This window comes from Atopobium sp. BS2 (assembly GCF_000565075.1).
GTDB lineage: Bacteria > Actinomycetota > Coriobacteriia > Coriobacteriales > Atopobiaceae > Lancefieldella.
Window position 1 is genome coordinate 32,186 of the sequence record NZ_JDFG01000046.1, and the last position, 22,077, is coordinate 54,262.

15 protein-coding genes and 1 riboswitch are annotated in these 22,077 nt (G+C 52.3%); of the genes, 11 read left to right on the forward strand and 4 right to left on the reverse strand.

Annotated elements, in window-relative coordinates:
* Positions 1–79: 79 nt before the first annotated feature.
* The 3 genes from HMPREF1492_RS06185 to asnS all read right to left on the reverse strand — a co-directional run bounded on the left by HMPREF1492_RS06185 (position 80) and on the right by asnS (position 4,448).
* On the reverse strand, positions 80–1,360 hold the full coding sequence (locus HMPREF1492_RS06185; RefSeq protein ID WP_035437068.1) for an O-acetylhomoserine aminocarboxypropyltransferase/cysteine synthase family protein: 1,281 nt from the start codon (positions 1,358–1,360) through the stop codon (positions 80–82).
* 69 nt (positions 1,361–1,429) lie between these two features.
* A complete protein-coding gene (locus HMPREF1492_RS07320) occupies positions 1,430–2,770 on the reverse strand; it encodes a CHAD domain-containing protein (protein WP_051479438.1) in 1,341 nt (446 codons plus the stop codon).
* A gap of 274 nt (positions 2,771–3,044) precedes the next feature.
* Positions 3,045–4,448: an asparagine--tRNA ligase gene (gene asnS, locus HMPREF1492_RS06195; protein WP_035437071.1), complete on the reverse strand. Its 1,404-nt coding sequence runs from the start codon at positions 4,446–4,448 to the stop codon at positions 3,045–3,047.
* Positions 4,449–4,727: 279 nt separating this feature from the next.
* On the opposite strand from asnS, the gene pyrE reads away from it, so the two are divergent.
* From pyrE to HMPREF1492_RS06230, 7 genes are all read left to right on the forward strand, one after another.
* Positions 4,728–5,408 (forward strand): orotate phosphoribosyltransferase, encoded by a 681-nt coding sequence (pyrE, locus tag HMPREF1492_RS06200; RefSeq protein ID WP_035437073.1) that lies wholly within the window; start codon positions 4,728–4,730, stop codon positions 5,406–5,408.
* A 33-nt stretch (positions 5,409–5,441) separates the two neighbouring features.
* Positions 5,442–6,356, forward strand: a complete 915-nt coding sequence (locus tag HMPREF1492_RS06205) for a LysR family transcriptional regulator (protein WP_035437075.1) — start codon at positions 5,442–5,444, stop codon at positions 6,354–6,356.
* A gap of 66 nt (positions 6,357–6,422) precedes the next feature.
* A complete protein-coding gene (yihA, locus tag HMPREF1492_RS06210) occupies positions 6,423–7,007 on the forward strand; it encodes a ribosome biogenesis GTP-binding protein YihA/YsxC (protein ID WP_035437077.1) in 585 nt (194 codons plus the stop codon).
* A 7-nt stretch (positions 7,008–7,014) separates the two neighbouring features.
* Positions 7,015–9,249 (forward strand): HelD family protein, encoded by a 2,235-nt coding sequence (locus HMPREF1492_RS06215; protein ID WP_035437080.1) that lies wholly within the window; start codon positions 7,015–7,017, stop codon positions 9,247–9,249.
* Positions 9,250–9,351: 102 nt separating this feature from the next.
* The gene (locus HMPREF1492_RS06220; RefSeq protein ID WP_035432807.1) at positions 9,352–9,708 is read left to right on the forward strand and encodes a cupin domain-containing protein; all 357 of its coding nucleotides are present in this window, start codon (positions 9,352–9,354) and stop codon (positions 9,706–9,708) included.
* A gap of 211 nt (positions 9,709–9,919) precedes the next feature.
* Complete coding sequence (gene eno / locus HMPREF1492_RS06225; RefSeq protein WP_035432805.1) at positions 9,920–11,209, forward strand: phosphopyruvate hydratase; 1,290 nt, start codon at positions 9,920–9,922, stop codon at positions 11,207–11,209.
* A 677-nt stretch (positions 11,210–11,886) separates the two neighbouring features.
* The gene (locus tag HMPREF1492_RS06230) at positions 11,887–13,194 is read left to right on the forward strand and encodes a diphosphate--fructose-6-phosphate 1-phosphotransferase (protein ID WP_035437083.1); all 1,308 of its coding nucleotides are present in this window, start codon (positions 11,887–11,889) and stop codon (positions 13,192–13,194) included.
* Positions 13,195–13,305: 111 nt separating this feature from the next.
* Here the strand turns inward: HMPREF1492_RS06230 and murB are convergent, their stop codons facing one another.
* The gene (murB, locus tag HMPREF1492_RS06235; RefSeq protein WP_035437086.1) at positions 13,306–14,232 is read right to left on the reverse strand and encodes a UDP-N-acetylmuramate dehydrogenase; all 927 of its coding nucleotides are present in this window, start codon (positions 14,230–14,232) and stop codon (positions 13,306–13,308) included.
* Between the two features lie 244 nt (positions 14,233–14,476).
* Positions 14,477–14,642: riboswitch (FMN riboswitch) on the forward strand.
* A gap of 5 nt (positions 14,643–14,647) precedes the next feature.
* On the opposite strand from murB, the gene HMPREF1492_RS06240 reads away from it, so the two are divergent.
* From HMPREF1492_RS06240 to HMPREF1492_RS06255, 4 genes are all read left to right on the forward strand, one after another.
* The gene (locus HMPREF1492_RS06240) at positions 14,648–15,235 is read left to right on the forward strand and encodes an ECF transporter S component (RefSeq protein ID WP_051479439.1); all 588 of its coding nucleotides are present in this window, start codon (positions 14,648–14,650) and stop codon (positions 15,233–15,235) included.
* Entirely contained in the window at positions 15,228–17,123 is a 1,896-nt protein-coding gene (locus tag HMPREF1492_RS06245; RefSeq protein ID WP_035437092.1) for an ABC transporter ATP-binding protein, read from the forward strand. Before HMPREF1492_RS06240 ends, HMPREF1492_RS06245 begins: the two co-directional genes overlap by 8 nt.
* Complete coding sequence (locus tag HMPREF1492_RS06250; protein WP_035437094.1) at positions 17,113–17,907, forward strand: energy-coupling factor transporter transmembrane component T family protein; 795 nt, start codon at positions 17,113–17,115, stop codon at positions 17,905–17,907. The genes HMPREF1492_RS06245 and HMPREF1492_RS06250 overlap by 11 nt, the downstream gene beginning before the upstream one ends.
* Before the next feature lie 185 nt (positions 17,908–18,092).
* Positions 18,093–21,848: a phosphoribosylformylglycinamidine synthase gene (locus HMPREF1492_RS06255; protein ID WP_035437095.1), complete on the forward strand. Its 3,756-nt coding sequence runs from the start codon at positions 18,093–18,095 to the stop codon at positions 21,846–21,848.
* Positions 21,849–22,077: the final 229 nt, after the last annotated feature.

The window sequence follows — 22,077 nt, forward strand, 5'->3', positions numbered from 1 at the left end:
CCTCACAAAAACATGGCGAGAAGATCTTCTGATTCCAAGATCTTCTCGCCATAAACATAAGCGGTTATAGAACGTCTACCTACAGCGCAGCAAGTGCCTGCTCGACGTCGTTGATAAGGTCCTCGGTGCCCTCAATACCGCAGCTCAAGCGTACGGTACCTGGGGTAATGCCTGCTGCCACAAGTTCCTCGTCAGTAAGCTGACGGTGCGTTGAAGAAGCTGGGTGCAAACAGCAAGAACGAGCGTCTGCAACGTGCGTTGCAATGGAGAAGACCTTGAGGTTACCCAAGAACTTCTCGGCAGCCTCACGACCACCAGCAACGTCAACAGTGATAACACCGCAGGAACCGTTTGGCAGATACTTCTGAGCCAGCTCGTAGTACTTATCGCCTGGAAGGCCAGGATAGCTTACGTGTGCAACCTTAGGGTTGTTTACAAGCGCCTCGGCAACTGCCTGGCCATTCTTGCAATGCTGAGCCATGCGAACGTGCAGGGACTCAAGGCCAAGGTTGAGATAGAAAGCACTTTGTGGCGACTGAATAGAGCCGAAGTCGCGCATAAGCTGGACGGTTGCCTTAGTAATAAAAGCGCCACCCTTACCAAAGGTATCTGCATATACAAGGTTGTGATACGAAGGGTCAGGCTGGGTCAGACCTGGGAACTTATCTGCGTGAGCAGCCCAGTCAAAGTTACCACCATCAACAATAGCGCCGCCAACAGCAGAGCCATGACCGTCCATATATTTGGTTGTTGAATGGGTCACAATATCTGCTCCCCACTCAAGAGGACGGCAGTTCACAGGTGTGGCAAAAGTATTGTCAACAATCAGAGGTACACCATGATCATGAGCGGCCTTTGCCCAACGCTCAATATCAAGAACAACCAGTGCAGGATTTGCAACGGTCTCACCAAAGACGCACTTTGTATTTGGTCTGAATGCTGCGTTAATCTCTTCGTCAGTTGCATCTGGCGAGATAAACGTGCACTCAATACCCATCTTCTTAAGAGTGATAGCAAACAGGTTAAAGGTGCCGCCATAGATGGTAGACAGGGAGATAAAATGATCTCCAGCCTCAGCAATGTTAAAGACGGCAAAGAAGTTTGCTGCCTGACCAGAAGAAGTCAGCATTGCAGCAGTACCGCCCTCAAGAGCACAAATCTTTGAAGCTACATTATCCAGCGTTGGATTTTGAACGCGAGAATAGAAATAGCCAGCAGCTTTGAGGTCGAACAACTCTCCAAGCTGCATCGACTCGTCATATTTGAACGTGGTTGATTGAATGATAGGCACTTGCCTAGGCTCACCGCAACCAGGCTGATAACCGCCCTGCACGCAGCGAGTCTCGATGCTCTCAGACATAGCATCCTCCCTCATAATCATCATCCACGCCGCGCAAACGTCAATGCGCTCCAAACGTGGACTATGTGATTATCTAAGGATACTAGTCTCTCTACCCTCAATAACACGCTCAATCAAAACTTTTTCATGTTCTGAAACAATTGCGAGGTCTGAGGTAACATCTCTGAAGTCCATAGAGTCTTTCCACTCTTTGACCAGAGAAATGTTACGCTGAGCTGTGCAAACAGTACTGAGCTCAGAGTCAATGTCTTGCATAATCTGGGTGTAATTTGCGCGTTTCTCGCCCAACATGTCACTGAGGTGGAAAAGAATGTGCTCAACTTCACGAACTTCTCGCCTTGCATGGTGTACCTCAGAGAAGCTGGTCATATCCAGGCCAAACAGGCGCGCATCAATAGTCTCAAGCATGTAATCAAAGCGGCTGCTGACATCCTCAAACGAGATGCCATCTTGCAAGACAGCGTCTGACCATGCGGGCTCAAAGAGCTCATCCAGAGCGCAGCGCAGACTACGACGAACTGCCTTCTTGCGCAGAGCCTCACAGACGCGATCGCGCTCAGTCTCGCGAGCTGCCTCGACAGCACTGACCAGCTTGGAGCCTTGAGAGAGCTCTCCGGACTCCATCAAATCTGCAACGGTATCAGAGAAGCCGTCGATCTCACGAAGACGCGTAGTTGCACCAAGCATCAGCCTATAAACTGGCTCGGCAATCTCAACTGCCTCCTCGTTAAGAAGTGGCGAGAAGAACTTGGTGAGTAGCTGAGTTCCTCTGAGGGCAAACCTAAATGCTGCGATTACTGCAGGATCTTCTGGATGAGCGCGGAACTCCGTGTACGCGTCTTCCAGGTTAGTTGCCGCATGAGCACATGCCTCATCCAGGGCATCAAGCGTCTCCCAAGGCTGAGTGGAAGGACCACTGACCAGCCAAAGAAGCTTACCGTGAGGCTCGCGAACATCTCCAAGCTGCTTCCAGACGCACTCGTGTTGATGACAAAGCGAACCACGTACGTCAATAGCGCACACAGCGCCCTTTGTCAGCGGAAGTTCAAATCCCAGCAGAGTCTCTGCAACATAACCCAAAAATGGAGCGTGTCCGACAAGAATCAGTGTTTCTGCATCAGCGTGCTCAAGCTCTGCCTGAAGTGCAGGAAGATCTTGATCGTAAAGGGAGTCATGAATCTCCAGACCTTCTGCATCCAGAGCCTCTGCCACAATCTCTGCAGTCTCAAGTGCGCGAAGAGCGGGACTTGTCCAAATCTCAGCCTCTTCACCCTCTGGTCCTAACAGACCAAAAATATGAGGATAATTGGCAGATAAAGCCCTTTGACCAGCACGTGTGAGCTCTCGACTCATGTCTTCAGAGCCACGTTCAGATACACCATGTCGTACAAGAACCAAAGTCTTTACCATGTTTACCTCCGCTGGTCATCTGCAGAAAACTGCTTCTTATAGCGTAATAGGACGCCCGCGCAATTTTGCACGGACGTCCTATTTTTACTGCCAACGGGCAAATATATCGGTATATGGCGAGAAAAACTTTTTATCTCGCATCTCTGCTATGCAGTTTTTGCATAACGGCTATGCATAATCTGCACGCAAAAATCCAACATGAAAGACTTGGCAACTGTGGCGGTTAAGTTAGCGCTCTATCCACGCGTCCCTACACCGCCTGTGACCGGCAATCTTAAAAGTCAGCGTTGCCAACGGTACGAGGGTGAGGAATAACGTCGCGGATGTTGTCCACACCGGTGAGGTACATAACAAGGCGCTCAAAGCCAAGACCAAAGCCAGCATGGGTGCAAGAGCCGTAACGACGAAGATCCAAGTAATACTTGTAATCGTCGGGGTTCATGCCAAGCTCAACAATGCGCTTCTCCAGAAGTTCAAGACGGTCTTCTCGCTGTGAGCCACCAATAATCTCGCCAATGCCTGGAACAAGGCAGTCAGCTGCGGCAACAGTCTTGCCGTCATCGTTAAGGCGCATGTAGAAGGCTTTGATTTCTGCTGGATAATCAGTAACAAAGATTGGCTTTCCAAAGTGCTGCTCGGTAAGGTAGCGCTCGTGCTCAGTCTGAAGGTCAATGCCCCACTCAACAGGGTATTCAAACTTCTGACCAGCCTTTACTGCCTCCTGCAGAATCTCAATTGCCTCGGTGTAAGAAACACGAGAGAACTGGGAAGTTGCAACGTGGTTCAGGCGCTCAAGCAGACCCTTATCCACAAACTTGTTCAGCATCTCAAGCTCATCTGGGCAATGCTCAAGCACGTATGCAATAACGTAGCGCAGCATCTCTTCTGCAACGTCCATGTCCTGTGCAAGGTCACAGAAAGCCATCTCTGGCTCAATCATCCAGAACTCTGCAGCGTGACGACGTGTGTTGGAGTTCTCTGCGCGGAACGTTGGACCAAAGGTGTACACATCACCAAAGGCCATAGCAAAGTTCTCTGCCTGAAGCTGTCCAGAAACGGTGAGGTGAGAAGACTGACCAAAGAAATCCTTTGAGTAGTCAACATCGCCCTTCTCGGTACGTGGAACGTTGTTTAGATCAAGCGTGGTAACGCGGAACATCTCTCCTGCGCCCTCAGCATCGGATGCGGTGATGATTGGGGTGTTCACGTAGACAAAGCCGCGATCCTGGAAGAACTGATGGATGGCAAAGGCAGCCACAGAACGGATGCGGAAAACTGCACGGAACATGTTGGTACGAGGACGAAGATGCTGCTGCGTACGAAGGTACTCAAGAGACTGACGCTTCTTCTGCATTGGATAATCTGGGCTGGATGGTCCTTCTATCACAATGGTCTGAGCCTGCAGCTCAATAGGCTGTGGGCGATCGGGAGTAAGCTCAAGGACACCCTGAATAATCAGAGCAGCGCCAACGCCACAGGAAGCAACCTCCTCGTAATTGCCAAGGTTCTCACGATTCATAACAACCTGTAGGTCTTTGAAGCAGCTACCGTCATTAAGTGTGACGAAGCCAAAATTCTTCATATCCCTTACTGAACGTACCCAGCCGGCCACCGTAACTTTTTGGCCACCAAGTTGCTCTGCATCTGCGTACAATGCAGAAATCGTGATGCGCTCCACGGGCATACCCTCCTTGTAACTCACTCTGCAGGCTTATCCTGCGCTCTGCAGGCTTATCCTGCGAGACGAACAAATATCTACTTAGAATACCGCATAACCACATGGCAAACGTTCACTTTTATATATCTGGCAGTATTTACGCTAATCTCACACAGCGAAGTCAACGTGCGCCATAAAACACCGCGCCATAAAACACATATCCGCAATTCGGCTAAACTAGTGCAGTAGAACTTGCCTACAAAGTGCCGCTACGTTAAAAGGCCTGCTAAAGGAGAAACCATGGAAGACTACAAGCGCGAGTTTATTGAGTTTATGGTCCATAGCAACGTACTTAAATTTGGCGATTTTACGCTCAAGAGTGGTCGCAAATCTCCTTTCTTCATGAACGCCGGCGCCTATGTCACTGGTGAGCAGCTCCACAAGCTGGGTCTTTATTACGCTCGCGCCATTCACGACAACTTTGGCCTGGATTTTGACGTAGTTTTTGGTCCTGCTTACAAGGGCATTCCCCTTTCCGTTATCACTGCAATGGGAATCAATGAGCTCTATGGCAAACAGGTTCAGTACTGCTCCAACAGAAAAGAAGCAAAAGATCACGGCGCTGATGCGGGCATGCTTTTAGGAGCAGAGCTCAAAGACGGCCAGAGAGTAGTTATGGTTGAAGACGTCACCACTTCTGGCAAGTCTATTGAAGAGACCTATCCTCTGATTACCTCTATTGCAAACATCGAGGTAGTTGGCCTTATTGTCTCGCTTAATCGAATGGAAGTTGGCAAGGGCGGAAAAGTTGCGGCTCTCCAGGAAGTCTCCGAGCGCTGGGGCATGCCAACCGCAGCCATTGTCTCCATGGATGAGGTTACCGAGGCCCTCTACAACAAAGAGGTTGACGGCAAAGTTATTATCGACGACACCTTAAAGGCCGCCATTGATGCCTACTACCAGCAGTATGGCGTTAAATAAGGCGAGAAAAACCTCTGCGTAGAAATCTGACTTATGACTCTGACTCAACTTAAATACGTTCTTGCTATTGCTAAGGCAGGCACTATTAACGCCGCAGCTAAACAGCTCTTTATCTCGCAGCCTACCCTGAGTAGCGCAGTTAAAGAGCTTGAGGCCGAGCTGGGAATCTCCCTTTTTAACAGGACCAGCAAGGGTGTTGAACCTACCGCAGATGGCGAGGAGTTTTTGAGTTATGCCAGGCAAGTTATCATGCAGACCGACCTTATTGAAGAGCGCTATCTGGGCACCGCCCCTTCTAAGCAGCGCTTCTGCGTTTCTTGCCAGCACTATTCTTTTGCAGTTGAGGCTTTTGTCAACCTGATTAAAGAGCACGGCGGCTCAAAGTACGATTTCCGTATCAGAGAGACGCAAACCTACGAGATTATTGAAGACGTGTCCAAGCTAAGAAGTGAGGTAGGCGTTCTCTACCTCAACTCGTTCAACGAGCGCGTTATTAGAAAAACGCTGCAGGACCAGGGCTTGGTTTTCTCGCCATTGTTTAAGTGCAAGCCAAGCGTCTTTGTGGGAAAAGATAACCCGCTGGCAAAGCGCTCCTCGGTAACACTTAACGATCTTGCCCCCTACCCTCGCCTTTCTTACGAGCAGGGTGAGCACAACGCGTTCTATTTTTCCGAGGAGCTTCTGGCAACGCTTGATCGCGATAAGGACATCATGGTCCGAGACCGTGCCACTATCTTCAACCTGATTATTGGCTTGAACGGTTACACCATCAGCACCGGTCTTATTAACGAGGAGCTCAACGGCCCAAACATTGTTGCAATTCCTCTAGCTGTTGATGATTACATGGAAGTTGGCTACGTAACACACGACGAGAAGAGCCTCTCGCCCTTTGGTGAGCTCTACATCGATGCGCTTAAGCGCTGCTGCCAGGCAGTTACGTGGGTTTAAGGTTCTACACCTCCTTGTTTGCGCTAAAATAATACCTTACGTTTTTGAAGCGCACAGGGAGGCATCATGGGTCTTAAGTATGAAACCGCACGATATGAGGCATCATACGGGGCAATTTCACAACTTCCTTCTCCAGAAACTCCTGAGGTGGCCTTTGTGGGCCGCTCAAACGTGGGTAAATCTTCCCTCTTAAATAAACTTATTGGTCGAAAGCAACTCGCACGAGTTTCAAGTGTCCCAGGTAAAACCGCTAATATCAACTTCTTTGACGTTGATGGCGTCAAATTTGTAGACTTGCCTGGATACGGATTTGCACGAGTTTCTCGCCAAGAAAAACAACGCTGGGCGGACCTCATTGGCGGCTATTTTGAGCAAGAACGCAGCTTTAACCTGGTCATTAGTCTTGTTGATATCAGACACGAAGCTCAAAAGCTTGACCTGCAGATGATTAGCTTTCTCCAAGAGGCTGATCTGCCCTTTGTAGTTGCGTTTACCAAGGCTGATAAGATTGCACGCGGCAAGCAAAACCAAGCCGCGGCTGCTTTGCGTAAAGCATTCCACATTACCCCTGAACAGGCCATTATTACCTCATCCGAGACCGGCCTGGGCATTGACGAGTTGCGCCGCCGCATCGAAGACGCAACTATCTAGGAGCATCATGGATCCAATCCACCAGCAAGAGCAAGAGCACCTCTCCCACGTTTATCAAAAACTTGTTGAGATTCGTGAGGATTTGGACACAACGCTCAATACTACGCAAAAAGATGCAGCTAGAGACCTTCGTCAGATGAGTGAAGAAATCCGCCCAGACTTTGGTGGAGCGGACGAAACCATCGAGACCCTTGCGGCCATTGAGACGCTCAACAGCGTTATTGATACCTACAACCAGTATCACGATTTCACTGTCGAGAAACTCGGTCGAGTCGAAATCCTCTTGAGGCAGCCTTACTTTGCTAAGGTCACGCTCAAGATGCGACCTGGACGTCCTTCTCGCGATGTATACATTGGTGCGGCGGGCATTACGGACAAAGACCGTACGCCGCTTATTGTGGATTGGCGCAGCCCCGTTGCCGAGACGTATTACAACCAAGAGATGGGAACTACGTCGTACCAGGTAGACGGCAAGAAAAGAACGGTTGAACTGGAACTTCGACGACAGTTTGACATCACACGAGACAAGCTGAACCTCTACTTTGACACAACGGTTGCCATTGAAGACTCTCTGCTGCTTGCCGCTCTGAAACGTCAGCACACCGAGAAGCTGCAGGCCATCACCGCAACTATCCAGCGCGAACAAAACGTTGTTGTCAGGCACGAGGATGTGCCCGTTCTACTGGTCAACGGCATTGCAGGCTCGGGCAAAACATCCGTTTTGCTGCAGCGTATTGCGTACCTTCTCTACCAGCAGCGCACCACACTTACCGCAGATCAGGTGTACCTGTTCACTCCTAACGAGATGTTTGGTCGCTACATCAACACTGTTTTGCCTAGCATGGGCGAGCACAATCCGCAGGTATTTACCTGGGATTCTTTCCTCAAGGCTTTAGGTCTGGCCGACCACGCATCGGGTGCCCACAACAACCCTAATTCTCTGAAGAAACTTGAAGAGCAGCTTGCCGTACTTGAGCTCTACGAGGACGACTTCAAGGCCATTTCTGTTGAAGGAACCACGCTTATTAAGCCAGCTCAGGTGGCTAGTTCTGTGGCAAAGTTCTCACAATTCCCTGTGGGACCGCGCCTCATTGCACTTGCCAAAGACGAGCTCCACACCCGCCTGGAGCGCAGACTTGGCCAGATGGCTCACAACGACGAAATCCAGGAAGAGATGCTCTCCCTTGACGTTGAGCAGCAGCTTGAGGTCTTTGGTCGCACCATCAGCCCTTCCGACGAGGAAGAAGTTCTGGCGCGCACCCGCGAGTTCCTCAACTGGCGTTTTGCCTATGCGCACGAGGTCATCGAGTCCGCTTCCTGGCTGCGCATCGACCGTATTGGTATGCGCATGCTCAACGCCTCCGCGCTAAGCGGAGCCGAATGTGTTTACCTGCGTCTTCTTATCACAGGCGCTGGCGAGAAAAACGTCAAGTTTGTCATGATTGACGAGGTCCAAGACTACACCGAAACGCAGCTTATGGTGCTTGGAAAGTACTTCTCGCGTGCGCACTTTCTGCTTTTGGGCGACTCTAACCAGGCAATTTGGGAAGATACCGCAACGTTTGAGCAGATTGAGAAGATCTTTAGTGCAACACACGGCGAGGGCGCTGTTTCTACCTGTAAGCTTCTGACCAGCTACCGCTCCTCTCCCGAGATTACCGCACTGTTTACCTCGCTTTTGAGCGAAGAAGAGCGTGGCCAGACAAGCTCCGTTCAACGCGGCGGCAAAAAACCTGAGTTCTTTGAGGTGGTCGCTGACAACAAAGATACTGAGCGCGCCGAGTACCTGCAAACTATGAAGTCCCTTATTGAGCAGGCACAAGAGTTTGACGGGCTGACCGCCATTGTGTGTACCGAGAAGTCTCGTGTTCGCTGGCTTGCCAAACAGCTAGAAGGGGTTTTTGCAGAGAGCGGAAACGGCACCGCGGACGGCGCGACCGATGGCGTTGCGGACAACGGTGCGGCGCAGGCCAACGGCGCAGCGCAGGCCAAGCTGTGCACCGGCGTCAAAGTGCTCACCAGTCACGATTCCCTACCCGCGAAGGGTGTTGTTCTTCTCGACCTTGCACTAGCAAAGGGCCTTGAGTTTGATCAGGTCATTGTTGCCGACGCACAAGAGGAAGTGTATAAAGCAGACGGAATTTCTCGCCGTAGGCTCTACACCGCCCTGTCGCGTGCGATGCATCATGTGATGGTGGTCTCTCAGGGAAAGATGACTCCGCTGCTCAGCAAATTGCTTTAAAAAAAGCAATTTCTACCTGCGATTTTTTTGAAATTTACTGATTGAAGACGGCTAGTTCGGGTAAATGCTAGTCATCGATAACATTTACCGTTGGAGGTTAGTATGTCCGAAGAATTGATTCCTGGTGTCATGAAGAACATCGATGCAAAGACTGTGGTAACCCTTAAAGACCAGGTTGCATGCCTTTCTGGCCAGGTCATCAGTAAGACTCTTGCGCAAAACGATGCCGTCAGCGTTACCCTTTTTGGTTTTGGCGCAGGTGAAGAGATCGCAAGCCATCGCGCGGGCGGCGACGCATTTGTCACCATTCTTGAGGGACGCGCAAGCATTACCATCGATGACGATGTCTACACCCTTGAAGCTGGTCAGTCTATTGTGATGCCACTTGGTCACCCACATGCGCTTCAGGCTCCAGAAGAGTTCAAGATGCTGCTGGTTGTTGTGTATCCTCAAAAATAATTTATATATTTACCTAACAATTCCGCAGAATTCTACATAATTCTGCAGGCATTTTCTATTTGACCAGGTGGACAGTGCATCTGCCTGGTCAAATACTATCTCTACTCGGTCAAATAGTATGTGTAATTACAATACACACCACATAACAGAATGGGTATACTATTTATGTCTGTGCAATCAGCAAAATGTTAAACCTAAAGAAAGGTGAGCTATGAGCCAGATTTTTGATGTTCACGCACGTGAGGTCCTCGATTCCCGTGGCAATCCAACCGTTGAGGTTGAGGTTGTTCTTGACGACGGTTCCTTTGGTCGTGCAATCGTTCCTTCCGGCGCTTCCACTGGTGAGTTTGAGGCTGTAGAGCTTCGCGACGGCGACAAGAGCCGTTACCTGGGTAAGGGCGTTCTGAAGGCAGTCGAGCACGTCAACACTGAGATCCGCGACCTCGTTATTGGTTGGGACGCAGAGGATCAGCGCGGCCTTGACCTCGCTATGATCAAGCTTGACGGCACTCCAAACAAGGGTCGCCTCGGCGCAAACGCTATTCTCGGCGTTTCTCTTGCTGTTGCTCACGCTGCAGCTGCTTCTGCTGAGCTTCCACTTTACGCTTACCTCGGTGGCGCAAATGCTCACACTCTTCCTGTTCCTATGATGAACGTCCTCAACGGTGGCGTCCACGCTGACAACAACGTTGACTTCCAGGAGTTCATGATTATGCCTGTTGGTGCTCCTGACTTCACCACCGCTCTTCGCTGGTGCGCACAGGTTTACCACACCCTCAAGGACACTCTGAAGTCCCAGGGCCTCAACACCGGTGTTGGTGACGAGGGCGGCTTTGCTCCAGACCTTAAGTCCAACGAGGAGCCACTTGAGCTTCTTGCCGAGGCTGTTAAGGCTGCTGGCTTTGAGCTTGGCAAAGACTTCCGCTTTGCTATGGACCCAGCTTCTTCTGAGTTCTATAACAAGGAGACCGGCAAGTATGACCTCAAGGGCGAGGGTCGCTCCCTTACCTCCGAGGAAATGGTTGCTTACTACGAGGAAATGGTCGAGAAGTTCCCAATCGTCTCCATCGAGGACGGCCTTGCAGAGGAGGACTGGGATGGTTGGAAGATCCTTACCCAGCGTCTGGGCAAGAAGATCCAGCTCGTCGGCGACGACCTCTTTGTTACCAACACTCAGCGCCTGAAGAAGGGCATTGAGGTTCACGCTGGTAACTCCATCCTCATCAAGGTCAACCAGATTGGTACCCTGACCGAGTCCCTCGAGGCTATCGAGATGGCTAAGCGCGCAGGTTACACCGCAGTTGTCTCCCACCGTTCCGGTGAGACCGAAGACACCACCATTGCTGACCTTGTTGTTGCAACAAACGCTGGTCAGATCAAGACTGGTGCACCTGCTCGTACCGAGCGTGTTGCTAAGTACAACCAGCTTCTCCGCATCGAGGATGACCTCGCTGAGGGTGCTGAGTACCTGGGCATGGACGCTTTCTACAACCTTCGCTAAACTCGCAGGTTGTAGGCTAGACGGCGCGCGTCCGGCCCGACCGAGCTGCAACGCCGTTTAGACTGCTAGAAGCTACGAAGCCGCATCTCATTTGAGATGCGGCTTTTTTGTGCGCGCGTGCGGCGAGCGGCGGGCACGAGCAGCGGTCAGGCGTCAGGTGCGAGCGTGGCATGGGACAGGGAACGGCGGCGAGACCTGCGGGTTTCTCGCCGCACGCGATGCCTTAGCGGGCGTATGAGTTCCGTAAGCACATCCGTGTCTAGTTCGAAACGCCCGAACACACCTATGTCAGATAATCTGCTGAAAATGCGTATACATTTCGCTCAAAACGCTTATCTCATGCAGAATATCGTCATTAGATGTGTTTTTGATTCTTGATTTTGCAGATTATCTGACATAGATGTGCTTGCTTAACCCTGAAATTTAGGGTAATTAAATCTTTGATATATCTTCATTCATAATTATGTATATCAGATAGAACTTATGCATAATAGTGAATTGAACGTACCTGATTAAATTCAAATCCTATAACAAAAGCTAATCCACGATGTATTTGGGCTATTAAGCCTGACTTTATCTGCAGTTTTTTGAGGATGTTTCGTCAGTCGATATAACAGCACCGCAGCTGCCTACCGCGGTTATACTTGATACGTCAACTTTCAAGAATCCGAGGCGCTATGAACACCACAACAGAGCATGCAATTCACACAATCCTGGTCGGACAGTCGGGCGGGCCGACTGCAGCCATCAATGCATCGCTTGCGGGTGTTATTCGCGCAGCTCACGCCCAGGGCCTCCGAGTGCTCGGGATGCGCAACGGAATCCAGGGATTTCTTGAGGGCAACGTCGTTGACTTAGTGGAAGCACTTGAATTTACAGCATCTGAATCCGGATCGTCCAACCACGCATCCACAAATCCTGGCGAGAAGAACCTCCAGCTCCTAAGAAAAACGCCTTCAAGCTGGCTGGGTAGCTGCCGCTTTAAACTGCCGGAGCTTACTGACAACTCAGAATTCACAGCTATCTCTCCTATCTACCAGCAGATTGATGCGCAGCTCAAGAAATACCAGGTAGACGCCGTGCTATACATCGGCGGAAACGATTCCATGGACACAACGGACAAGTTGTCTCGATACTTTGCCCAGGTAGACAGTGCCGTTCGCGTTGTAGGTGTGCCAAAAACCATCGACAACGACCTCGAGGGCACCGATCATACCCCTGGCTTTGGCAGCGCGGCGCGATTCGTTGCGTCCGTAACCGCCGAGCTCATCCGCGACGGCGGCGTCTACAACAGCAAAAACGTCACGTTTATCGAAGCCATGGGTCGCGACGCAGGCTGGCTCACGGCGGCTGGTGCACTGGCGCAAGATATTTGTGGAACCGCCCCAGATTTTGTCCTTCTGCCCGAGATTCCGCTTGATGAGCACGCACTACTTTCCGCCATTGAACAGCGACTTCGCGAGAAAAACAACGTGGTTGTAGTTGTCAGCGAGGGCGTCCATCACGCAGATGGTAGTTTCCTTTTTGATGCAAAGTCCGTCTCAATTGACACATTTGGCCACCTCGCAGCACAGTCCGGGACAGCACAATACTTGTCGCAGCTGGCCAAAGAGCAGCTGGACGTAAAGTCTCGCGGCATTGAGCTCAATACGCTGCAGCGTTGCGCTTCGCATGCTGCTAGCAAGGTTGACTTGGACGAGGCAGAAGCGCTCGGTGCTGCAGGAGTTGAAGCTGTTCTCCAAGGTAAAACCGGTGTTATGGTAGGCGTTCACCGAACTTCTGATGTCCCATATACTTCGGAGATTCGCGCCACCCCTGTCGCCGATGTTGCTAACAAGGTAAAGCTTGTACCTCGAGAAATGATCTCCGAAGACGGCTTCAACGTTACCGACACTGCCCTGACCTATCTGCGTCCTCTTGTCGCAGGTATGGAGGAGCCGATTTCTACCGACGGACTTCCCCGTTTTCTTGCGGAGCTATCGTAGCGATTCGTTGCGGACGAAACAGCGCCGCGCGGACGCGTGTGATTCGTGCAAACGCGTGCAATCCGTGCGGACGCGTGCAATCCGTTGCGGATGGGTGTGAGCCGCGGCTCACTACTCCCCGAGGAACCTTACCTCAGGGTGAAGCTCGACATCAAACTGGCGCTTGACCTCGGCTTGAACATGCTCGATAACTGCATGAACCTCAGCAGCGGTAGCGTTGTCGTAATTGACCACAAAACCAGCATGCTTATCGGAAACACCGGCGCCGCCAAAGCGATAGCCTTTAAGACCAGCGTCGGTAACAAGCTTGCCTACAAAGTGACCCTCAGGACGCTTGAAAGTTGAACCGGCGGAAGGCAGCTCAAGTGGCTGCTTCTCCTCGCGAGCGCGCGTGAACTCTTCCATCTTTTCACGGATTTTCTCGCCATCTGCGCGATGAAGATTGAACGTGGCGGAAAGCACAATCATGCCCTCATCAGCGATTCTGCTGTGACGATAACCCAGGTCAAGCTCGGATGCGTCCAGCGTAGCAAAGGTGCCATCGGCGAGAAGAACGCGGACGGATTTGAGCACGTCAGCGATGCAGCCGTCGTAAGCACCTGCGTTCATGAAGCATGCGCCGCCCACAGAACCTGGGATGCCACACGCAAACTCCAGTCCAGAAAGGTCCAGCTCACAGGCCATCTCGGACGCCTCTTTGAGGCCAACGCCGGCCTGGCAGGTCATCTCGGTGTCGTCGATGCTTACGCTGGTCAGGCCATCAGCGACGGCAATGATGACGCCGCGATATCCTGCATCAGAAACAAGCAGGTCAGAGCCATAACCGAGAATAAAATAAGGAGCTTCTGCGTCTTTAACCGCAAGGAGAATCTCTTTAACCTCATCGGGATCATCAGGGATGACATAGAGATCCGCAGGTCCACCCACTTTAAAGGTGGTGTGCTCGCTCATTGGCTCGTCTACCAGGACGTTCTCTTCTCCAACAATCGAGCAAAGCTTTCCGGCCAGGCTTTGTAAGTCATAGCCACTTTCAGACATGTAACACGCTCCTTAGTAAGTTACTTTTTATAGTTTATCGCAAGCGAGAAAAACGTGGCGTTGAGGCGAGAAAATCACGTCATTAGGCCGAGAAAATCATGACACTGAAACGAGAAAACGGTTTCTTTTGCACGTCTTTTGCGCGTCTTTTGCACGTCTTTTGCACGTCTTTTGCAATTCTGTCAAAGAAATGTCCATCCCGTTTTACGTGTTATGAGCTGTTAACTCTGCTATAGTACGTATCGATATGTTTCAGAAATGGTTGCAATTACCTACTGGTGGTAAGGTGGCCGAGCTTCAGGGTTTATAACAGCCCAGTGCAAAGAGCCATCAAGTCCGCGACCCGCAAAGGCGGTTAACCTGGTTAAAGTCCAGGACCAACGGTACAGTCCGGATGTCAGAAACGGAGACTTTTATGGCTTCATCCCACTCAACCCACGCAACAACCGCATCTTCTAACGGCTGGTCTACCAAGAGAATTGCTATTCTCGCCATGCTTTGTGCAGCTGCTGCAATCAGCACCATGGTGCTTCAGTTCCCGCTTATTCCAGGCGTGACGTTTTTGAAGTACGATCCATCGGGCGTCTTTGCCCTGCTCGCAGGCGTAGCTTTTGGCCCTGCCGCGGGCGCGATTGTCTCGGTGCTTCCCTACCTTCTGCACCTCACCACGGAGTCAGGAATTTACGGAACTATCATGGCAATTCTGGCAACGCTTAGCTACGTTTTGCCTGTCTCGCTGATTGTGTATAACCGTTCCGAGAAGATCAAGCAGCTGGTATTTGCCCTCGTTGTCGGCAGCGTTATCAGTGTTGTTGCCTGCATTCTTGGCAACCTTGTAGTTACTCCAATCTACACCGGCATGAGCGTAGAGGCAGTGAGCGGACTAATTGTCCCCGCGCTTCTCCCCTTCAACGTGGTGAAGGTTGCTATTAACAGCATCATCTTTGTTGTTATCATGCGCTCGGCTACCTCACTCTTTGAGAGCATCAAAGACGGTGAGTAATCTGGGCAACAATTCCCCTGATTTATACACGTCTGAAAGCACCGCACAAACTCAGGACCTGCCTGTAGCTGCGACGCTTTTGGACGTGACTTTTGTGCACGCAAAAGGCGTGATTGCCTTAGACCACGTCTCGTTCTCTATTCCTGCAGGTAAACGTACCTGTATTGTTGGTGCAAACGGTTCGGGCAAGTCTACCGTTGCCTCAATTCTCTCTGGCCTTTCCGCTCCTGACGAGGGAACTGTTACCTTTCTGGGAACCACCGTTGTCAATGACGGCCAAGTTGACTTTGAGGCGTATAAGGCCATTCGCCCGCAGCTTGGCTTGGTCTTCCAGAATCCTGAGGACCAGATTATTTGCAGCGTTGTCGCAGACGATATTGCCTTTGGTCTAGAGAACCTTCAGGTGCCCAGCGATCAGATAACTCCGCTGGTAGAAGAACAGATTACCCTTGGGACTCTCACCGAGTTTGCGTCCGAAAATCCACAGATGCTCTCGGGCGGCCAACAGCAACGCGTGGCCATCTCGGGCGCTCTGGTCATGAAGCCGCAAATTCTGATTCTTGACGAACCTTCCGCAGCTCTTGACGTTGTTCATAGAAATAACGTTATGGGGCTTGTCGAGAAACTCCGTGCAGCTGGAAAAACTATCGTTCATGTGACGCATTTCATGGACGAAGTGGTTTCCGCTGACCACGTTATTGCCTTAGACGACGGCCGCGTTGCGTTTGAGGGAACACCCGAAGCCCTCTTTAAGCAGCACGAACTGGTTGAATGCCTGCATCTTGAAGAGCCGTTTGCCTATCAGGTGGCGCATGCGCTCAACAACCGCGGAGTTGCCGTGTGCAAATCACCTTCGGCTCAGCGCGTGCTTAACGAGCTGACGGGGCTTCTCGCCACGGGGTCACGAGGCGAGAAGGGCGGCGTGGCTGAAAGCTGCGACGCGATGGCCGCGGGTTGTGACAGCGTGGCTACAGCCGACAGCGTGTCCGAGCCAGCAGCGGTTTCTGTGCGGGACGTGACGTTCTCGTACCAGAAGCCTGTGCTCAAAAACATTTCGGTTGACGTGCAAAAAGGCTCGCATGTTGCCGTGATTGGCTCAACCGGTTCCGGCAAGTCTACCCTGGCGCGCTTGATTTGCGCACTTGATACGCCTGACGCCGGCAGCCTCTGTGTAACTGGATTGGATACTCGACAGAAGCAAAATCGCAGAAAACTTCACGGCATTGTTGGCTACGCCATGCAGCAACCGGAGCGCCAACTTTTTGCACAAACGGTTGCAGAAGACGTGGCATTTGGCCCCACTAACCTGGGACTTTCTGCCTGCGATGTAGCAAGTGCTGTGAATGCTGCTCTGGAGCTTGTGGGGCTTTCCCACAAGGCAGATGCATCCCCTTTTGAGCTTTCTGGTGGTCAGCAGAGACTTTGCGCACTTGCAGGCGTTATTGCTATGCATCCAAAGGTGCTTGTGCTCGATGAGCCTACCAGCGGACTTGATCCCTACTATTGCTCTGAACTCAGAAAAATTATCAACGCCGTTCTTGAGGACGGCTGCACCGTCATTGAGCTCACACACTCGATGGAGGATGCGGCAGAAGCTGACCAGATTATCGTGCTTCATGAGGGAGACCTGGTTTTCTCAGGCTCGCCGCAACAAACATTTACTCATTTCTCAGAGGCAGAATTCCAGGAACTTGGTCTAGGCATTCCTCATGCGCTTGCTTGGGCGCAACGTCTGTCCCGCGCTACGGGAATCAACCTGGGAGAACCTCTGACTTTGTCTGAGCTGGTAGACGTACTGGTTGCTGCGCTACCTACCAACTCTGGCGACACGCGAGCCAACGCTACAAAGACCGACAACCTCTCGCAAGGAGGTTACTATGGCGCTTAAGATTTCTGTGGGCCAGTACTATCACGGGGATTCGCTCATCCATAGGCTTAATCCCAACGTCAAGTGCCTGGCTGCACTCCTTTTGATGCTCGCAACATTTTTTATCCGCAATGCACCACAGCTTGCACTGCTGGTAGTAGGCGTGCTCTGCCTGCTGGCACTCGCAAAAATCCCCGTCAAACAGGTACTTGTGTCAATCATCCCACTTGCCTGGCTGCTCATCTTTCTCTCGCTTTTCAATCTGTTGCTTACGCGAGAAGGAACTGTGCTTGTCTCTTGGTCAATCTTTACCATCACTGATGTGGGAGCATGGAGTGCTTTTCTCTACCCCGTACGCATTTTAGCTGCAATTTTAATGGGCGCACTACTCCTGCTTACCACAACTCAAACGGATCTAGGCAACGCCTTTGAAACAGCATGCTCGCCACTTTCTAAGATTGGTCTTCCCGGCAAAGAAATTGCCATGATTTTCTCGCTTATGCTGCGCTTTATTCCAACGCTTGCGGGCGACGCGGTGTCTATTTCAGAGGCTCAAACTGCTCGCGCAGGAGACGTTGCTTCAGGTTCGCTGCCCAATAGACTCCGTGCGACCTTCTCCATTGTGGTAGCGCTTCTGGCCAGCTCGCTCAGACATGCCAACAACCTTTCTAAGGCACTTGACGCTCGACACTATGTAGCAGGGGCTTCTCGCACGCGTTGGCATCAGCCGACCTTTGGCGCTCGCGAGGCAATTGCCTTGGGCGTAACCGTTTGTTTTATCGCCTTTATCTTTGTGCTGGCGTAAAGCACGCTGGCTTAAGCGTACTGGCGAAAAACCTTCCAACGTAAAACTTTTAACTAAATAATTTGTATTTTTAACGCTCTGTTACAACCCATTTTTCTTTTCTCGACAACCGCCAATTTGGCCACCTAAGTAACGTACAATAAAGCCAGTAAAAGCGTTCAAGGCTTGCATTGAAAGGTGGCCCCATGGTCCTGCGCGTCTACGTCCAAAGAAAATCTGGTTTCGAGGGCGAGGCAAAAGCCCTGCTCAAAGAAGTGAAAGACCTTCTTGGTATTACCGAGTTACAACGCATTGACCTGCTTAACCGCTATGATGTTGAGGGAATTTCAGAGGAACTCTTTGAGTCCTGTATCCCCACCGTTTTTTCAGAGCCACAGTCCGATCTTGCCAGCCGTACCATGCCAGAGTTTTCTTCTGAAGGTGCGGCTGTTCATACGTTTGCTGTTGAGTTTTTGCCTGGCCAGTTTGACCAGCGCGCAGACTCTGCAGCTGAGTGTGTGCAGCTCATCAGCCAGGGAGAACGTCCACTTGTGCGCTCTGCTCGCCTTTACGTGCTAACCGGAAACCTCACTGAGGCAGACGTTGCCGCCATCAAGAACTACCTCATAAACCCCGTTGAGGCTCGCGAGGCTTCCCTTGAGTTGCCCGAGACTCTCAAGATTTCCATTCCAGAGCCTGCTGATGTAGAGGTTCTTGAGGGCTTTAACGCTCTTGACCAGGACGGTCTCAAGGAGTTCATTGCTTCTCACGGCCTTGCTATGGACCTGGCTGACCTCACCTTCTGCCAGCAGTACTTCACCAAAGAGCAGCGCGATCCTACCATCACTGAGATTCGCGTCATTGACACCTACTGGTCAGACCACTGCCGCCATACTACCTTCAACACCGGAATTACCGGTGTGCAGATTGACGATGACCTGGTAAAGGCCGCGTTTGAGAAGTATCTCTCCATGCGCAAAGAGCTTGGGCGAGAAGACCGAGCCGTGTCTCTTTGGGATATGGCAACTATTGGTGCAAAGTACCTTCGCGAGAAGGGCGTCCTCACCAATCTTGATGAGTCAGAAGAAATCAACGCCTGTACCGTAAAGGTCAAGGTGGACGTTGACGGCAAAGATGAAGACTGGCTCTTCCTCTTCAAGAACGAGACTCACAACCATCCAACCGAGATTGAGCCTTTTGGTGGCGCGGCTACCTGCATCGGCGGTGCTATCCGCGATCCCCTTTCTGGCCGCAGCTACGTCTACCAGGCAATGCGCGTCACTGGCGCTGCAGACCCAACCGTTCCAGTTTCTCAGACCCTTCCAGGAAAGCTTCCCCAGCGCACCATCGTGCGCACGGCAGCTGCAGGTTATTCCAGCTACGGCAACCAGATTGGCCTTGCTACCGGCCAGGTTTCTGAGCTTTACCACCCAGGCTACGTTGCAAAACGCATGGAGATTGGTGCTGTTGTAGGCGCAACTCCTCAAAGCCACGTTCGCCGCGAGCGTCCAGAAGATGGCGACATCATCGTTCTTCTCGGCGGCCGCACTGGTCGTGACGGCATTGGCGGCGCAACCGGCTCTTCAAAGGCACACGATGCCGGCTCCATTGAGCGCGACGGTGCCGAGGTCCAGAAGGGCAACGCTCCTGTTGAGCGCAAGCTTCAGCGCCTCTTCCGCCGTGAAGACGCTTGCAAGCTCATCAAGCGCTGCAACGACTTTGGTGCAGGCGGCGTTTCTGTTGCTATTGGCGAGCTCGCCGACGGCCTTGACGTCAACCTGGATGCTGTTCCTAAGAAGTATGACGGCCTTGATGGCACTGAGCTGGCAATCTCCGAGTCTCAGGAGCGCATGGCCGTTGCGCTTGAGGCAAAAGACGTCGATCAGTTCTGCGCATATGCCCGCGAAGAAAACCTCGAGGCAACCATTGTGGCAACAGTCACCGAGGACCCGCGCCTGGTCATGCGCTGGCGCGGTCAGAAGATTGTCAACATCAGCCGCGCATTTCTCGCCTCAAACGGCGCACCTAAATCAATCACCGTGCGCCTGGCCAAGCCTCTTGCCTACCAGCGCACCTGGGCAGGCACAACTCTTGGCGAGAAACTCCACTCACTGGTACGCGATCTAAACGTTGCATCTAACAAGGGTCTCTCTGAGCGCTTTGACTCTACCATTGGCGCAGGTACCGTCCTCATGCCATTCGGTGGCGCTCGCCAGCTGACCCCTGCCCTTTCTATGGTGGCTAAGCTTCCTGTTATGGGTCAGACCAACACCGTCTCGGGCATGGCTTGGGGCTTTAACCCCTACCTCATGGAAGCCGACCAGTTCCGTGGCGCCTACCTCTCTGTTGTTGAGTCCGTTTCCAAGCTGGTTGCTACCGGCTTTAAGTATCAGGACCTCTACCTCACCTTCCAGGAGTACTTCGAGAAGCTCGGTCAGAATCCAAACCGTTGGGGCAAGCCAGCAGCGGCCCTTCTTGGCGCACTGATGGCACAGGTCAACCTTGGTCTTGCAGCTGTTGGCGGCAAGGACTCCATGTCCGGCACCTTTGAGGACCTGGACGTTCCACCAACGCTGGTTTCGTTTGCTACCGGCCTTACCAAGGTAGATAAGATTGTCTCCAACGAGTTCAAGGGTGCAGGTCACAGACTTATCTCTATTGTCCCATCCTACGACGAGTCCGGCCTTCTCCCCGATAACGAGTCCCTGCTCACCGCATACAAGCTGGTCAGCACCCTAGTCCAGTCCAAGAGCGCACTTGCCATTACCACGCCAGGTTACGGCGGCGTGGCCGAGGCTCTCTTTAAGAGCTGCCTGGGCAACAAGCTGGGCGTTGAGCTGGTCCCAGAAATTTCTGCCGACGCGCTCTTCTCGCCAACCTACGGTGCCTTCATCGTTGAGCTGGCAGATGGCGTTTCCGTTGACGACGTCGACGGCGTGTGCGTGGCTCCTCTGGGCGTCACCACGTCCGAGTACGCTTTCAGCGCATGTGGCGAGAAGATCGACCTCTCCGAACTCCAGGAAGCATGGGAGCGTCCACTTGAGGAGGTCTTCCCGTACCGCGGAGGCTCCGACGAGGCTGTAGAGAAAATCAGCTTCGACGGTGCATCCACACGACACTCTTATGCTGGTCCAGCCCTTATCGCACCTGCTCGCCCACGCGTCATCATCCCCGTATTCCCAGGTAACAACTGCGAGTACGACGTTGCGCGTGCTTTTGAGCGTGCAGGCGCTGACCCAACCACGCTGGTCATTAACAACCTGACACCTCAGGACATTGTTGAGTCCGCAAATGCGCTGGCAGAGTCCATCAAGAAGAGCCAAATTGTCATGATTCCAGGCGGTTTCTCCGGCGGAGACGAGCCAGACGGATCAGCTAAGTTCATCTGCGCCCTCTTCCGCGCTCCTCAGGTAACCGAGGCTGTTCGCGAGCTTCTGCAGCAGCGCGATGGCCTTATGCTGGGCATCTGCAACGGCTTCCAGGCACTCATCAAGCTGGGCCTTGTTCCTTATGGCGATATCCGACCCATGGACGACACCTGCCCAACACTGACGTTCAACACCATCGGCCGCCACCAGAGCCAGCTTGTTCGTACCAGCGTTGCATCCACGATGTCTCCATGGCTCTCCAAGTGCACGCTTGGCGACATCCACACTATCGCAATCAGCCACGGAGAAGGTCGCTTTGTTGCTTCCGACGAGTTGCTTGAGACGCTCAAGGCCAACGGCCAGATCGCAACGCAGTACGTTGACGCAGCGGGTACTCCAAGCATGGACTTCTCCGTTAACCCTAACGGTTCCGTCCTGGCTATCGAGGGCATTACCAGCCCCGATGGTCGCGTCCTGGGCAAGATGGGCCACACGGAGCGCTCCGGTGCTGGCCTCTACAAGAACATCCCTGAGCTCACTGCTGGCGACCAGTTCCAGCCTCTGATTGAGGGCGGCGTCGAGTACTTCAAGTAAGGTGGGAGTGCAGCGACGGCAACGCTGCAGGTCAGCGCCGCGTGCGCACACAGGTTGCAAGTGATTTCTACCCGGTATCCATTTCGTGTGGATGCCGGGTTTCTTGTACGTATCCGCTGCTAGTGGACGGGGTTTCTCGCCAAGCGGGCGGTGCAAGCTGAGTGTGAGCCTGCGAGCCTGCTGTAAGCCTGATTTTCTCGCCATGTCTGAACGATTTGCCTGAAAAACA